Below are 14,221 nucleotides of genomic sequence, written 5' to 3' on the forward strand. Positions count from 1 at the left end.
CACTCGTTACCATGCGCCTGCCAGAATCATTTCGGCGCCCGACGCGTGAAGCCGCGGAACCGCCAGCACACGCCCGGCGACTCCGCTGCCCTTGTCGCACGGCCAGAGAGCGTAGGTCACCGCAGTGATAGCCAGGGCGGCCGAGGCCACATAGGCCACACGCGCTGTGTTGGCGAACGTGTCGGCGCGCGCTCCCGTCTTCCGAAGCTCTTTGCACGCATCCGCGTAGGCGCTTACGGCATCGACGCATGCTCCGGGAGCAGTCCAGATTGCGGCTTGCTGAGCCTCGCCATCCGCCTTCGCCCCGTTCGCCGCCACCGTGAACCCCACCGCCACCCCGAGCCCCACCGCGCTCGCCGCCCCCAGCGCGATCACCGGCACCCAGCTCCGCTGCTCCTCCACTCGCGCCCCAGCCGCGGGCGCTTTCGTCTTCGCCTCCCCTTTCGCCACCGCCCCCGTCGCGCCCCCAACCCCCGGCGCCTTCGCCCCCGCCGACCCCTGCCCAGCCGCCCCGGCCAACGCCGCCTCCGGCGCCTCCGGCTTCAGCTCCGGCATCACCGTCTCCGTGATCCCCGGCGCCGCGACCACCTTCAGAGTCTCGTCCTCGTACCCCGCGTGCCGGATCACCAGCTCGTGCGGCCCGGGGTCCACGTACACCTCGTGCTTCGCCTCCTCCGCCGGCACGCGCTCGCCGTCCACGAGCACCTCCGCGTCGGCGACGTTCTTCACCCGCACGCGAAACGTCCCCACCTGCCCCTTCGCCTGGTCGAGGAAGTGCCGGATCCGCGCGATCTGCTCCGGCTTCGTCGACGGCGGCGCCGTCCTCAGCGCGAACGCGAGGAACGTCGCCGCCGACCGCATCTTGTTCAGCTGGATCTGCACCTCACCGAGGTTCGCCGCGACGTCGAACGTCCTCACCAGCGCCCACGCCTTCAGGTACAGCAGCTCCGCGTCCGCCCACCGCTTCTGCTTGAACGCCTCGTTCCCCTCCCGGTAGAGCTGCGTCGCGCGGGCGTTGTCGCCGCGGCCCTCGTCGTCCCGGCTCACCGCCGCGGCCGGCGGCGCGGGCTGTGCCAGGGCCGTGGCGGGGGCCAGGGCGCAAGCGGACAGCACGCAGATCGCCGCGCCCGTCACGTGCATCGTCAGCTTTCTCATCGCGTCTCCCATCGTCGATCCATCCCGGGGGCTCAATCGAAGTTCGGCACGTCGTAGGCGCTCGGCGGCTGCGGCGCGCCCGGTGTCGCCCTCGCCGACGCCGCGCCCGCCGGCTCCCTCGGCGCCTGCTGCGTCGGCGCCGCCGGACCGCCGGCGCGCGCCCTCGGCGCCGCGCCCTGCGACGCCGCCGACCCGGCGGGCCCGCTCGACCTACCCTGCAGCGCGCTGGTCGCTGCCGCGGGCGCTCCTTCCACGGGCGGCGTCCGCGCCGAGACCGCCGCGCCACCCAGCGCTTCGACAGGCCGCTCCGACGCGCTCGCGGCCGGCGCGCTGGCCGTCGCCGCGCCGGACACGCTTGCCTTCTCGTCCCCCCGCGTGCCTGCCTTCTCCTCGCCCCGCCTGTCCTTCTCTTCGTCCTGCGCCGCCCCGCCTGCGCCGCGGGCCGCCTCTGCCCCGCCGTCGCGCGCTCCCCACACGGATCGCAGCACCGTCACCCCGATCGCCAAGAGTACGCCCATCGCCAGCACCCACGCCGCGCGCTGCCGGCCCGCTCGGCGCTCCGTGCGCCGCGCCGCCGCGACCTCCGCGAGCCGCGGCGCCGCGCGCCCCGCGCTCCCCGTCGCCTCGTCTCCCTTCGCCGCCTCGCTCCCTGCCGCCTCGCTCCCTGCCGCCTCGCTCCCTGCCGCCTCGCCCCGCCCCCCGTGCCACTCCGCGAGGATCTCGCTGTCGATCACGATCGGCTGCCGCTTCGTCACCGCCAGCCCTTCCGGCATCGACACGCTCGGCGCCCCCACGTCCGCGAGCGGCGCGCGCTGCTCCGGGTTGCGCGCTCCACCGCCCCGCCTCGCCCCCTCCCGCGGCGGCGGCACCCGCCGAGGCTCCTCGATGTGGACCCGCTCCATCTCCACCGTCGGGTGCAGCGGCGTCGGCGCGACCTCGCCCTTCGCGTAGGCCTTCGCCTCGTCCTCCCCCTGGCTCTGGATCACCCGGGTTGTGTCACCGACCGGCTTCAATCCGACAGCGAGAAACAAGAGAAGAAGGATCGATGCCCCACCCCGGTCCGTGCTCGGCCCTTCGGGCCTGCGCGCGGCCCGCCCGCCCCCGGTCCCGCGCCGAGCGCGGGACGGGGCGGGTCCGTCCGTCGCCAGTGCCTCGGTTGTCACGGAATTCCCGCTCACGTCACCCGTCTCCCAGCCACGCCAGCACGCATGTCACGTTGTCGGGTCCGCCATACTCCCAGCCACCAGGCGTCTGGCCAGCGAGCCCGGAGGGAGAGAGTTTCTCACCCATGGCGCCCTACGCCCGGAAGCGTCGTGTTCAGGGAGGAGCGCTCTGCTTCCTCCCAATCGGACCCGTTGGCGGAGTTCGCCGCTCCTTCGTCGCGCTGTAGCGGGAAGCTCGTCAGCGGGGCAGCACGACGGGCGAGCTCTTCCCCCGCGACGGCACGGACAGGGCGCGGTGGCCGAAGCTGCGGCAGTGGAGGCGGCGGGAGCTTCCCCTGCGGGCTCCTGGCCGCGAGCTCGGGAGACGGCACCACGGGAGGTGGAATGTCGAGCGCGCGGGGAGGTACCGTCGGCGGAGCCGGCGACGCCGAGCTCTCGCGCCTGGTGACGGGCTCGCCGACCTGGACCACCACGGTATCCTCCGCGTCCGTCCGGCGGTCGTCGTGCAGCCGCCACAGGCGCTCCCAGTACCGCGCCGGCGTGCCGGTGAAGGTCTCCAGCTGCCGCGCGAGGCCGGGCGTCATGGGCAGGTCGCTCCTCAGCAGCCGCTCCACCTCCCTCGGCGATAGCCCCGTGCTCTCGCCCAGCTTCCTCCTCCACGAAGGCGTCGTCGCACAGAACGACTCGAGGACCCTTCCCGGCCAGGGGACGGGGCACCCTCGGGCGTCTCTCAGCTCGGCGAGCGCCGCATCGACGTGACAGTCCAGGAGCCGCCGGTATCGATCTCGCTCGCCCGCTGCCTGCTCCTTCGCATCGATGAGGGCTGCCTCCTCTTCATCGTGCGCGTGCTCGCGCGCCTCACGAAACCCGCGCTCTCGTCCCAGCGCTTCGCGCGCGGTGACCGCGAAGCCGATCGCCACGCACGCGATCATCGCGAGCCCGAGCGGCGAGACGAGCCACATTGCACCCAGCATGTCTTCCATGTTCCCTCCTCGACCGTGAGCCTTCTTGTCCGCTGTACGGCGGAGCCAGGCCTCGTCCTGCCCGACCTAAGGCATCTCCTCGAATCCGCCGTGCGTCGCGCCTGCCTCAACGCACCGTTTCGCCCCATCTCCCAAACGTGCCAGGACACACGTCACGTTGTCCGGCCCGCCGTGCTCGTTGGCGAGGTCGATCAGCAGCTCCGCTGCAAAGCCCAGATCGCGGTGCGCCCCGAGGATCCCGGCGATGCGCCTCTCAGGCACTGGGCCCCACAGCCCGTCCGAGCACACGAGGAACACGTCACCCGGCTTCGTCGTCTCCACGCGCCAGTCGATCTCAACGTTCTCGCTGCACCCGAGCGCGCGCGTCACGGCGCTCGCCCGGTCGCTCAGCGCCTCGACCGCCTCCCGCGCGCCGTCGTCGTCCTCCAGCAGCTCGGCCAGCAGCGAGTGATCCCGCGTCAGCCGCTCCAGCTTGCCACCGCGCATGCGGTAGACGCGCGTGTCGCCGACGTGGGCGATGTACGCCATGCCTGGCGCCAGCAGCACCCCCGCGAAGGTGGTGGCCATGCCGCGCTTCTGCTCGTGCCGCTGGCTCGCCTCGTAGATCGCCCGGTTCGCGCGCCGCACGCTCATCACCAGCCGCACCTCGTCCCGGTCGTGCGGCGTCGCCGCGCCGTAGGGCCAGGTCTCCTCCAGATCGCCGTCCTCCTCGAAGCAGCTCTTGACCACCTCGATGGCCATCCGCGACGCGACCTCGCCAGCCGCATGGCCGCCCAACCCGTCGGCCACCATGAACAGCCCCAGGCACGGCAGCGCCGCGAAGCTGTCCTCGTTGTTGCTCCGACGCCGGCCCACGTCCGAGTGCGCCGCCGCCTCGACGGCAAGCTGTGGATACACCTTCGTCCTCCTCGCGCGCTCGTCATCAGGACGAGCCGAGCCATGGCGCGCTGCGACTGCGATGGCAGAGCGCCGGGTCCTTCTCTCTGGGGCAGCGCGCCGCGGCGCTGCCGCGGGTCGTCAGAGCATGCGAGCCGTCATCGTCCCGCTCGCATGCACGTCTTCCACGCGCACGATCGCGTCAGCGCCGCCGCGCACCCCCACAAACCCCAGCGCACCGAGCGCCCAAGCCCATCGCCCTCTCCTCATCACACCTCTTCCTCTCACCACGAGCCCGTCACGGCGATGCCTGCGCCGCCCGCATTCAGCCCAGGCCCAGCCTCCAGAGCGACCGCGCGCGCTGGTCGTCCTCTGGGCCAGGTCGCGTAGATCAACGCGGCTATCGCCAGCGCGCCCGCTGTCGCGTACGCGACGCGCGCGCCGTTGCCGAGCGTGTCGACGCGCGACACCGTCCTGCGCAGCTCCGCGCACTGCTCCGGGGTTGCGGTCGGCGGGTTTACACAGTGAGTGCGCGCCTTCAAGATCGCGTCGCGCTGTGCGTCGACGTCCACGCGCGCCCCGTTCGACGCCGCCGTGAAGCCCACCCCCACCCCGAGCCCCACCGCGCTCGCCGCCCCCAGCGCGACCACCGGCACCCAGCTCCGCGGCTCCTCCACCGCCACCCCCGCTCCGGGCACCTTCGTCTTCTCCTCCCCGACCTTCCCGACCACCGGCGCGCCCGCCGCCCCCGGCCGCGTCGCCAGCTTCGGTTTCAGCTCCGTCGCGATCTCCTCGCGCGACCCCGCCATGGCCGCCACCTGGATCATTGCCTCCGCGTAGCCCGCGCGCCGGATCACGATCCGATGCTCCCCTGGCTCCACATAGATATCGTGCTTCACCTCCTCCGCCGGCACGCGCTCGCCGTCCACGAACACCTCCGCGTCCGCCACGTTCGTCACCTGAAGCCGCACTGCCCCCACCTGCGCCTTCGCCTCGTCCAGCAGTGCCAGCATCCGCGCCAGCCGCTCCGGCTCGATCTCCGGCCCCGCCGCGCGCACCCCGTACGCCAGGTACTTCGCCGCCGACGCAGGCTTGTTCAGCCGCAGCTGCACCTGCCCGAGGTTCACCGCGATGTCGTACGACTTCATCCACGACCACGCCCGCAGGTACGCGAGCTCCGCTTCCTCCAAGCGGCCCGCCATGTGCGCCCCGCGGCCTTCCTCGAAGTCACGCACCGCGCGCTCGCGCTCGCTGCTCTCGCTCGACACGGGCATCGCTCGCTCCTCGCCCCGGACGCTGCTCGGTACTGCCGTGCTGCCGAGCAGCACCGACGTCACCAGCCATCCCGCGCGCACCGCTCGCCTCACGGTCGATTCCTCGCTCTCGCAAAGTCCGCCATCATGTACCCGCTCCTCGCGCAGTCGCCGCGCTCGGTGCCCTGCCGCGCGCGCACACGTCCGCCGTTCGTCGCGCCTGCTCCAGCGCGCCGTCCCGTCCTTCGTCGCTTTCGCCATCACGCCGCCCTGCCGCTGCGCCTCATGCTCCGCAGCAGCAGCAGCGCCGCTCACAACGTCACGTCAGAACGCCTGCACCTCGGCCTTCACGCCTGCCGCTCCCTGCGCCCTCCGCGCTCGCTCCAGGACTGCCGATGCCCGCTTCGCCCGTCTCGGAAGACACCAATTCGTCTTCCTCACGGCCCACAGCTCTCGTTCATTTCGAAGTTCCAGCACGCGCTGCTCACGCCCGGCGCGCCGGTGTTCCCGCCAGGGACGGTGCTGCCGCCGTCGCCTGCCGCGCCCTCGACGAATTCCAGCGCCACCGCTGCGTTCGGAGCCGTCGCATGGGCGATGCCTACGGCGTGGCCGCCTCGGCCGCCTCCACCGGGCCCGCCGGCTCCGCCCTGCCCCCCTTTGCCGCCGTCACAGCCGGCGGAGCCACCAAGGATCGAAGGCGTACCACCGGTCCCAGGACTGCCACCCAGCCCGCCGCCCCTGCCTCCAGCCCCATCCCCGCCCTTGCCAGCGTTGCCCACGGCGACGGTCACGTCCGTCAACACGAGCTTCGTTCCGAGACTGAGGATACCGATGCTCGACCCACCGGCCTTGCCACCGCCCCCTCCTTTACCGCCGCACCCCCCAGCTCCGCCCCCGCCACCGCTGGCGCCGGGGCCCTCCACGGTGTCTTCGTCGGCCTTGCAGAAGAGCCCTGTCTTCGCTCCGCCGCCGCCTCCTCCCCCTTGACCGCGGCCGCCTGGTATGCCTGGACCGCCATCACCGCCCACGATGCCAGCCAGCGTCAGCGTCGTGCCGCTGCCTGCTGTGCCAGCCATGCCGCGAGCTCCATTTTTGCCGATCGTGCCGGGCTTGCAGGCGCCATCTGGATCCGTCTGCCCCATGCCGCCGAGCCCATACTCGTCGGGGTTCTCTTCCGGCACCGGCGCGCCATCTTCCCCGCGCTGCCCGTTGCCGTCATCCATCCCCGGGGTTCCTCCGGGTCCTCCTCGGCCGCCGCGCGTCTCACCGTCCTCGCACGTCGTCACGCCAGCCTCACCGCCTCGCACGTCCGCGGCTAGCTCGCACGCATTCGACGCGCTCATCGTCGCCGCGCTCGCGCCCGCCTGCGGTGCCTCCGCAGGCGTCTCGCCCTTCGCACCGTCCATCCCATCGCCCGCTGTCACATCAACCTGTGCGAGCTCCGCCTCAACGTCCGCCACCGCCACGCCGATCGACGACCCGCCCGGATCCATCGCGCTCGCCGCGCGTACCGCGAAGCTGCGCACATTCGCCCCGCGCGCATCCTCGGTCAGCGTGAGCGCGATCCGATCCGCGGGCGCATCGATCGCGCTCCGTGCCTCGGCGCTCCATGTCCAATCCGCCGCGCAGTCGAAGCCGCCGATCACCTCGACGCCGGCCTCGATCGTCACGCTCTCCGCGAACGCCCCGCTCGCGCACGCAAGCACCCGCTTGCCGTTCGCGTTGGCGATCGCCTCCCCGAGCGACGCGTACGGCTTCGCCTTCGTTCCATCCCCACCAGGCTTAGCGCTCGCGCTCGCGAACACCGCGCACTCCTCCGTCACCGTGCTTGCGTCGTCGGTCGGATCCGCCTTGCACGCGGGGCTCACGTCGCCACCACCGCCCCCGGCGCCGAAGCTGCAGTCCGTGTACGTGTTCTCGCAGTTGTAGTTCAACGGGAATGGGAAGCACCCAGCCACGTAGATTCCCGAGCTCATCGCCAGCGCGACGAGCGCCCACGCACAGCACGAAGCACGACGCATGCTCTTGTCTCCTTGCTCCATCGTGCCTGGTTCAGAGCGTACCGCTCACGGAGAGGCCCACGTTGCTCGCACCAATGAGCGGCGCGAACTGCACCCGCTCCTGCGGCCTTGATGAGGGTCGCGTCACCAGTCCGTAGACCAAGCTGCCCACACCGATGGCTCCAGCACCGACGAAGCTGAACAGCGCGGCATTGGTGAAGTGGACGCGCGCTTCGTACGATTCTCGCAGCTTAACGCATGCAGGTGGTCCGCCGGTGCGAGGACACGGAGCAGCGTTCGTGCCAGCCAGCGCATCCCGCCGTTCTCCCGCGTCGCTGGCGTTCGCGTTCGCCAGCACCGTGAACACCACGCCCGCGACCGCCGCCGCCCCCGCTGTCGCCGCGCCGCCGATCAGCACCACCTTTCTCGGCCCGCTGGCATGCGCCTCCGCGCTGCGGATCGGCGCCACAATGGGTGCCTCCGGCAGCTTCGCCGGCCCCGCCTCGCTCGCCTCCGACGCCTTCCCTTCCGCCGCCTTCGCCTCCAGCGGCTTCATCGCCACGGGGACCGTCTCCCGCACCCCCGCCGCCGCCACCACCCGGATCGCCGTCTCCTCGTACCCCGCCCGCCGGATCACGAGCCGATGCTCCCCAGGCTCCACGTACATCTCGTGCTTCACCTCCTCCGCCGGCACGCGCTCGCCGTCCACGAACACCTCCGCGTCCGCCACGTCCGTTCCCTGAAGCCGCACCGCCCCCACTTGCGCCTTCGCCTCCTCAAGGAAACCCCGCATCCGTGCGCGCTGCTCGGGCTTCACCGACGGCGGCGCCGTCCTCAGGGCGAACGCGAAGAACGCAGCGGCAGACCGCGGCTTGTTGAGCTTGAGCTGCACATGCCCGACGTTCGTGGCGATGTCGAACGATCTCACGAGCGCCCACGCCTTCAGGTACAGAAGCTCCGCCTCCGCCCACCGCTTCTGGTCGAAGGCGACGTTGCCCTCTCGGTAGAGCTGCGCCGCGCGCGCGTTGTCGCTCGCCGCGTCGTCCTCCACCGGCGCGGGCGGCGGGCTGCCCTGCGCGCGGGCCGCGGCCGGCGCGAGGAGACAGGCGGACAGCGCGCAGCATGCGACCGCCGTCCAACGCATCGTCAGGTTCCTCATGGCGTCTCCCATCGTTCATCCACCCCGGCGGCTCAATCGAAGATCCGCTGTTCATCCGGACTGCGCGGCGACGGCGCCGGTGCGCCCTCCGCTCCGCGCTCTTCCCGCGTGCCCCGTGGGCTCGCAGGCGCCTCCCGCGCGGGCGCCGCGGAGCCAGTCGCCCTCGGCCTCGGCGCCGCGGGCGCGCTCGGCCTCGGCGCCGCAGGCTTCGGCGCAGCCTGCCCGCTCGGACCGCTCTCCTGCGATGGGACCGTGGCCCCACTTGGCGCCACCGGCGCGCTCGCAGCCGGCGCTCTCGCCGACTCCGCAGCCGGCGCCCCGGCTGCGCGCGCAGCGCTCGCCCCTGGGGCACCCGCGTTCTCGGCAGCCTTCCCCGCGGTCTCCCGGGCCGCCGGCTCGCCCTGCGCGGCCCCGCCTGCGCCGCGGGCCGCCTCTCCCGCACCGCCGCCCGCTCCCCACACGGATCGCAGCACCGTCACCCCGATCGCCAAGAGTACGCCCATCGCCAGCACCCACGCCGCGCGCTGCCGGCCCGCCCGCCGCTCCGTGCGCCGCGCCGCCGCGACCTCCGCGAGCCGCGGCGCCGCGCGCCCCGCTCCCGCGCTCCCCGTCGCCTCGTCTCCCTTCGCCGCCTCGCTCCCTGCCGCCTCGTCTCCCTCCGCCGCCTCGCCCCGCCCCCCGTGCCACTCCGCGAGGATCTCGCTGTCGATCACGATCGGCTGCCGCTTCGTCACCGCCAGCCCTTCCGGCATCGACACGCTCGGCGCCCCCACGTCCGCGAGCGGCGCGCGCTGCTCCGGGTTGCGCGCTCCACCGCCCCGCCTCGCCCCCTCCCGCGGCGGCGGCACGCGCTGCGGATCCTCGATGTGGACCCGCTCCATCTCCACCGTCGGGTGCAGCGGCGTCGGCGCGACCTCGCCCTTCGCGTAGGCCTTCGCCTCGTCCTCCCCCTGGCTCTGGATCACCCGGGGCACGCCCGCCGCTTCGCCGTCCTGCTTCGTCATCGCCTCGCTCCCTGCCGCCCGCGCGCTACCGCCCGCGCGGCCCGGGCCCTCGCTTCCCCGCGCGCTCCGCGCCTTCCGTGCCTCCTGCGCCTCCACCCTCGGGCCCATCGCCCCGCACCCCGCGCAGCACCGGCGCGCTCCACGGCTCGCCCCGCGTCAGCGGCATCTCCTTCACCCCCCGCTTCCACAGCGCCTTGCGCAGCCGCTCCCGGCCACGCTCCAGCCGCCGCCGCACCGTGACGTACGCCACCCCGAGGAACGCCTCCGCCTCGTGCATGTCCATGCCGTCCACGAACACCGCCCCGAGCGCCCGCTGCTCGTCCTCGGGCAGCTCGGCGAACGCCTCCCCCAGCGCACGGATCGCGCCCACGTACGCCACGCGCTCGGCCGCCTCCTCGTCGGACACCGGCCGCCGCATCGCCGCCACCCCCGCCACGACCCCGACCGTCGCCAGCGCGTCGCAGAACTCCTGGAGCCGGCCCTGGATCTCCTCCGGGCCGTCCCGCAAGAGGTCGAACCCGCCCTGGTGGTGCTCCGACAGCGCCGCCATCGCGCGCCGCATCGCCACGTCGCGCTGCCGCGCCTGCGTCTCCGCGCGGATCAGGTCCAGCATGCTGCCGTCCATCCGCGCGCGCGCGTACCCCTCGAACGAGACGCCATGCGCCTCGTCGTACCGGCGCACCGCCTCCACCACGGCCGCCGAGCCCGCCGCGACGAGCTCGTCCCGCTCGACAAGCCCCGCGTACCTGCGCGCGTACCAGCGGGCCTGGGCATCGACCATCGGCAGCGCGCGCTCGACCATCGCCCGCTGCCTCGGCGTGAGCAGCGGCAGCACCTCGGCGTCTTTGCCCTCGCCCTCGCCGGTCACGCGCCCTCCCTCCCGCCGCCCGCCGCGCCCCCCTTGCGGTCGTGGCCACGCTCCGCCGGCGCGCCCTCGCACGGCACCTCCCCGCTCGACGACGGCGCCGGCCGCGCCGTCAGCTGGCGCAGCAGCGCGACGGAGTAGGGGTTCTTGACAAGCTCGTCCTCCATCGCCTCGCGCAACTGCGCGAGCATCGCCTCCGGCACGAGCCCGCGGTACGGCGCGAGGCTCCGCTCGATCGTCTCCGCCACCACGCGCTCCGCGCGCAGCCGCTGCTCGTCGTTTCGATCGTCCTGTGACATTCCGGCCTCCTCTCCGCGCGCGCTCCAGCGCTTCGCCCTGCGCATTCCTAGAAAATCGGCGTGTCTCCGAAGGGCGGCGGGGTCCCCTGCCGCCGCGGCTTGGCCGTCGCCGCTGGCCGGCGCGCCGGCCCGACCGGGGTTGCCGGCCTGACCGAGGTTGCGCCCGCCGCCGCCGACCTGACCGAGGTTGCGCCCGCCGCCGCCGGCCTGGCCGGGGTTGCCGGCCTGACCGAGGTTGCGCCCTCCGCTCCGACCGAGGTTGCGCCCTCCGCTCCGACCGAGGTTGCGCCCTCCGCTCCGACCGAGGTTGCGCCCTCCGCCGCTCCGACCGAGGTTGCGCCCTCCGCCGCTCCGCCCTCCGCTCCGACCGCCGTTGCGCTGGCAGCCGCCGTTGCGCCGGCATCCTCCGCCGAGGTCGCGGGCGTGCCCGGCGGCGCGAGCCACCGCACGGCCAGCGCGCTCGCCGCCGAGGAGGCGAGCACCAGCGCGATCAGCATCCACGGCGCCATGCGCACCTCGCGCCCGGCGCGCGCGCCCTCTCCCCGCTCCCCCGACCCGCGCTCGCCCTCCGCGGCCAGCTGCCGGAGCATCGGGCTCGTCGTGCGCACCGCGGGCGGCCGGGACGACCCCGGCGGCGGACCGGACGGCGACGACAGCGACGTCACCTCCATGATCTCCGTCCCCCGCGCCGTCCTCCCTTGGCTGCCCGGCGCGCGCCCGTCCCCGGCGCTGCCCGCGGGCCACGGTCCAGGCCCGAACGCCGCCGCCCGGACGCTCTCCAGATCCATCGGCGCCGTCCCGCCGGGCCCCGCCGCGGGCGCCGGCGACGCCACCACGACCCGCGCGGACGGCTCCCGCCGCGGCACCTCGAGCGTCGGCCCCGTCACCGGCGCCCGGTAGACCGCGCGCCGCCCCGGCCGGCCCGGGATCGGCGGCTCGCCGGGCGGCGTCGCCAGCGAGATCCGGCCCTCCGCCTCGTCCTGCTCGAGGCGCCTGCGCAGCGCGATCATGCCCTGCGCCATCTCGGCCATCGACAGGTACCGCGCCGCCGGCTGCTTCGCCGTCGCGCGCCGGATCACCTCGTCCACGTACGCCGGCAGCCCCGCCACCTCCGACAGCGGCGCGGGATCCGCGAAGAACTGCCAGTTCACGAGCTTCGTCCGGTCGTCGAAGGCGTCGCGGAACGGGTGGCGGCCGGCGATCATCTCCCAGAGCACGAGCCCCAGCGAGTACACGTCGAAGCGCGCGTCCGCCTCGTTCCCGGCGAGGTTCTCGGGCGCCATGTACGCGGCCGTCCCGAGGCGCACGTTGCGCTGGGTCGTCCGCATCTCGTAGGGGATGACCTTCGCGATCGAGAAATCGACGACCTTCACCATCCCGTCCGCGGTGAAGACGATGTTGTCCGGCTTCACGTCGCGGTGGATGATCTGGTTCTCGTGCGCCGCGTCGAGCCCCCACGCGGCCTCGAGCGCGACGTGCAGCGCGAACAGCGGCGACAGCCTCCCCTGGCGCTCCAGGATGGTGCTCAGCGTCGGCCCGTCGAGGAACTCCATGAGCATCCACGCCGTGCCGTCGGCCTCGCAGCCGATGTCGTGGACCTCGACCACGTTGGCGTGCTGGATCCCGAACGTCCCGTGGGCCTCGGCCAGGCTCCGCTCCGCCTTCCTCGCGTCCTTCCGGTCGCGCAGGTGCATCATCTTGAGGGCGCACCGCGCCCCGCTGATCCGGTGGCGGACCTCGTACACCTCGCCGGAGTACCCGGCGCCGACGAACCGCACGATCTCCATCTGGTGGAAGACCTGCCCCGGCTGGAACACCTGCCGCTCGATCGGTTCCTCGGCGTCGCTCACGGCGCTGTCACGCTCCTTCCCGGCGTCCACCCTACTCGCCGGCTGCTGCGGCGGGAACGCCTCGGTGACGGCCAGCGCGGCGGTGGGCAGGTCCGCCGTGACGGCCAGCGCCGCCGTGCCGAAGGCCGGCCGTCTCGTGGGTTCCGTGAGAGGGAGCATCGCGTTGTCCATGGGCGGGTGCCTCTCGGGCGAGCGCCCCTCCTCTGGAGGCGCTGCCGTCGCCTACCCATGTCGGTACGGCGCCGCCGGAGTGCTCACCCAATCGACGTCTCCCCCTTCGAAAACGACGCGACCGCCGACCACCACCGGGCGCCCACGGCCCGGCGGCCCTCCCATGGCCGCTGGCCGCTGGCCCATGGCCACTGGCCCACTGGCCTCCGGCCAATGGCCTCCGGCCGATGGCCGCGCAGAGCACGGTTCCGACAGGAGCCTTTGCGCAAAGCGGTTGTGAACGCGCGAGGCGCTCCCGCTAAGATGCACGGTTTCCTGGGGGAGGATCGGAGGAGAGAACGATGGCATCCTATGGATACAGCTTCGTCACGGACAAGGCGTTCAGCGCGTTCGCGCGGGATCTCGAGCAGGGAGCGTGGAAGGGCGTCTCGATAGACAAGTACGATGTCCCGAACCGCGTCCCCGCGGCGTTGCTCATCGAGGCGCCGAGGCCGGTGGTCTGGAAGCTGCGCGCGCGCTGGAGCATCGCGGCGCTCGACGAGGCGCTCGGCGTCGCCTCGGCCGCGGTGCTCGCCGAGCTCGACATGGAGTGGGACACGGCCCAGCGGGCGCTGCACCTGTTCCTGGCCTCGGCGGCCGAGAGCAAGGACCCGGCGCAGCGCGACGCGGCGGTGCGGCTCCGCGGCGCCTTGCTCGCGGGGGCGGGCACCGAGCAGACCCAGTACGCGTATGACGCCGAGGTCGACTACGGCTGGCACCAGGTCGCGCTCGCGGGCAAGCCGCCGCTCGCCGCCGACGTGAAGAAGGTCGGCGCCGGCGCGTACCTGAAGCGCGTCGAGGAGGCGACGGAGGCGCTCGCCCGAGGCCTCGGCCGCACCTCCGGCCAGAAGCGCGCGGTAGCGCGCTCGAAGCGCATCCGCGAGGCGGTGGTCGCCTGCACGCAGGCGTTCAACGCCATCCACGGCGAGCTCGGCTGGCTCATCGAGCACACGCCGAGCGGCAAGCAGCGCGACATGCTCCAGGCGCTCCACGCGCCGTTCCTCGCCCTCCTCGAGCGCAGCCCGCAGCGCGCCCCGGCCGCCGCCGCGCCGGAGGAGGAGGTGGTGGAGGACGCCGAGGAGGAGGACGCCGAGGAGCCGGAGGCGGAAGAGAGCACGCCCGCGTGAGCGCCTGCCGGGGGGTGCGCCGGGCGGGCCGGCGAGCGATCCCTTTGCCGGTCGGCGCACGCGCACCTGTTCCGGCCTAGAACGACAAACGGGTTGAAACCTCAGAAAAGAACAGGAATTTGAACCGCCAAGCGCGCCAAGGACGCCAAGATTGTGTTTTGTTCTTGGCGTCCTTGGCGCCTTGGCGGCTAATTTCTCGCTCGATCAACGTGATCGGTGTCCTAGGTCGCACTCAGCGGCCTGGCGCCGGAGGTCGCGCCAGCCCACGCTCTCGTCA

The 14,221-nt window shown here is 73.3% G+C and carries 12 protein-coding genes; 1 reads left to right on the plus strand and 11 read right to left on the minus strand.

What is annotated here, in order from left to right; translation table 11 throughout:
* Positions 1 to 6: 6 nt before the first annotated feature.
* The 11 genes from WMF27_RS36695 to WMF27_RS36745 all read right to left on the minus strand — a co-directional run bounded on the left by WMF27_RS36695 (position 7) and on the right by WMF27_RS36745 (position 12,766).
* Complete coding sequence (locus tag WMF27_RS36695; protein ID WP_437764227.1) at positions 7 to 1,155, minus strand: PEGA domain-containing protein; 1,149 nt, start codon at positions 1,153 to 1,155, stop codon at positions 7 to 9.
* Between the two features lie 32 nt (positions 1,156 to 1,187).
* Positions 1,188 to 2,141 carry a hypothetical protein gene (locus WMF27_RS36700; RefSeq protein ID WP_437764226.1) on the minus strand — a complete coding sequence of 318 codons (954 nt, stop codon included), beginning with the start codon at positions 2,139 to 2,141 and terminating at the stop codon, positions 1,188 to 1,190.
* A 296-nt stretch (positions 2,142 to 2,437) separates the two neighbouring features.
* Complete coding sequence (locus tag WMF27_RS36705; RefSeq protein ID WP_437764225.1) at positions 2,438 to 3,301, minus strand: helix-turn-helix transcriptional regulator; 864 nt, start codon at positions 3,299 to 3,301, stop codon at positions 2,438 to 2,440.
* 66 nt (positions 3,302 to 3,367) lie between these two features.
* On the minus strand, positions 3,368 to 4,198 hold the full coding sequence (locus WMF27_RS36710; protein WP_437764224.1) for a PP2C family protein-serine/threonine phosphatase: 831 nt from the start codon (positions 4,196 to 4,198) through the stop codon (positions 3,368 to 3,370).
* Between the two features lie 263 nt (positions 4,199 to 4,461).
* Positions 4,462 to 5,745, minus strand: coding sequence for a hypothetical protein (locus WMF27_RS36715; RefSeq protein WP_437943342.1), 1,284 nt, complete (start codon positions 5,743 to 5,745; stop codon positions 4,462 to 4,464).
* 122 nt (positions 5,746 to 5,867) lie between these two features.
* Complete coding sequence (locus WMF27_RS36720) at positions 5,868 to 7,451, minus strand: hypothetical protein (protein ID WP_437764222.1); 1,584 nt, start codon at positions 7,449 to 7,451, stop codon at positions 5,868 to 5,870.
* A 31-nt stretch (positions 7,452 to 7,482) separates the two neighbouring features.
* A complete protein-coding gene (locus WMF27_RS36725) occupies positions 7,483 to 8,589 on the minus strand; it encodes a hypothetical protein (protein ID WP_437764221.1) in 1,107 nt (368 codons plus the stop codon).
* 32 nt (positions 8,590 to 8,621) lie between these two features.
* On the minus strand, positions 8,622 to 9,593 hold the full coding sequence (locus WMF27_RS36730) for a hypothetical protein (protein WP_437764220.1): 972 nt from the start codon (positions 9,591 to 9,593) through the stop codon (positions 8,622 to 8,624).
* Between the two features lie 25 nt (positions 9,594 to 9,618).
* Positions 9,619 to 10,461 carry a sigma-70 family RNA polymerase sigma factor gene (locus WMF27_RS36735; protein WP_437764219.1) on the minus strand — a complete coding sequence of 281 codons (843 nt, stop codon included), beginning with the start codon at positions 10,459 to 10,461 and terminating at the stop codon, positions 9,619 to 9,621.
* Positions 10,458 to 10,757, minus strand: coding sequence for a hypothetical protein (locus WMF27_RS36740; RefSeq protein WP_437764218.1), 300 nt, complete (start codon positions 10,755 to 10,757; stop codon positions 10,458 to 10,460). Before WMF27_RS36740 ends, WMF27_RS36735 begins: the two co-directional genes overlap by 4 nt.
* A 47-nt stretch (positions 10,758 to 10,804) precedes the next feature.
* Positions 10,805 to 12,766 carry a serine/threonine-protein kinase gene (locus WMF27_RS36745; protein ID WP_437764217.1) on the minus strand — a complete coding sequence of 654 codons (1,962 nt, stop codon included), beginning with the start codon at positions 12,764 to 12,766 and terminating at the stop codon, positions 10,805 to 10,807.
* Between the two features lie 353 nt (positions 12,767 to 13,119).
* On the opposite strand from WMF27_RS36745, the gene WMF27_RS36750 reads away from it, so the two are divergent.
* Positions 13,120 to 13,944, plus strand: coding sequence for a hypothetical protein (locus tag WMF27_RS36750; protein ID WP_437764216.1), 825 nt, complete (start codon positions 13,120 to 13,122; stop codon positions 13,942 to 13,944).
* Positions 13,945 to 14,221: the final 277 nt, after the last annotated feature.

The organism is Sorangium sp. So ce281, from assembly GCF_051527395.1.
Taxonomy (GTDB): domain Bacteria; phylum Myxococcota_A; class Polyangia; order Polyangiales; family Polyangiaceae; genus Sorangium; species Sorangium cellulosum_B.

What these genes read in the sequence shown, in the direction of transcription:
- WMF27_RS36720 (WP_437764222.1), bottom strand. Translation starts at nt 7,451, where the DNA reads ATGCGTCGTGCTTCGTGCTGTGCGTGGGCGCTCGTCGCGCTGGCGATG.
- WMF27_RS36750 (WP_437764216.1), top strand. Translation starts at nt 13,120, where the DNA reads ATGGCATCCTATGGATACAGCTTCGTCACGGACAAGGCGTTCAGCGCG.
- WMF27_RS36725 (WP_437764221.1), bottom strand. Translation starts at nt 8,589, where the DNA reads ATGAGGAACCTGACGATGCGTTGGACGGCGGTCGCATGCTGCGCGCTG.
- WMF27_RS36705 (WP_437764225.1), bottom strand. Translation starts at nt 3,301, where the DNA reads ATGGAAGACATGCTGGGTGCAATGTGGCTCGTCTCGCCGCTCGGGCTC.
- WMF27_RS36745 (WP_437764217.1), bottom strand. Translation starts at nt 12,766, where the DNA reads ATGCTCCCTCTCACGGAACCCACGAGACGGCCGGCCTTCGGCACGGCG.
- WMF27_RS36740 (WP_437764218.1), bottom strand. Translation starts at nt 10,757, where the DNA reads ATGTCACAGGACGATCGAAACGACGAGCAGCGGCTGCGCGCGGAGCGC.
- WMF27_RS36695 (WP_437764227.1), bottom strand. Translation starts at nt 1,155, where the DNA reads ATGAGAAAGCTGACGATGCACGTGACGGGCGCGGCGATCTGCGTGCTG.
- WMF27_RS36730 (WP_437764220.1), bottom strand. Translation starts at nt 9,593, where the DNA reads ATGACGAAGCAGGACGGCGAAGCGGCGGGCGTGCCCCGGGTGATCCAG.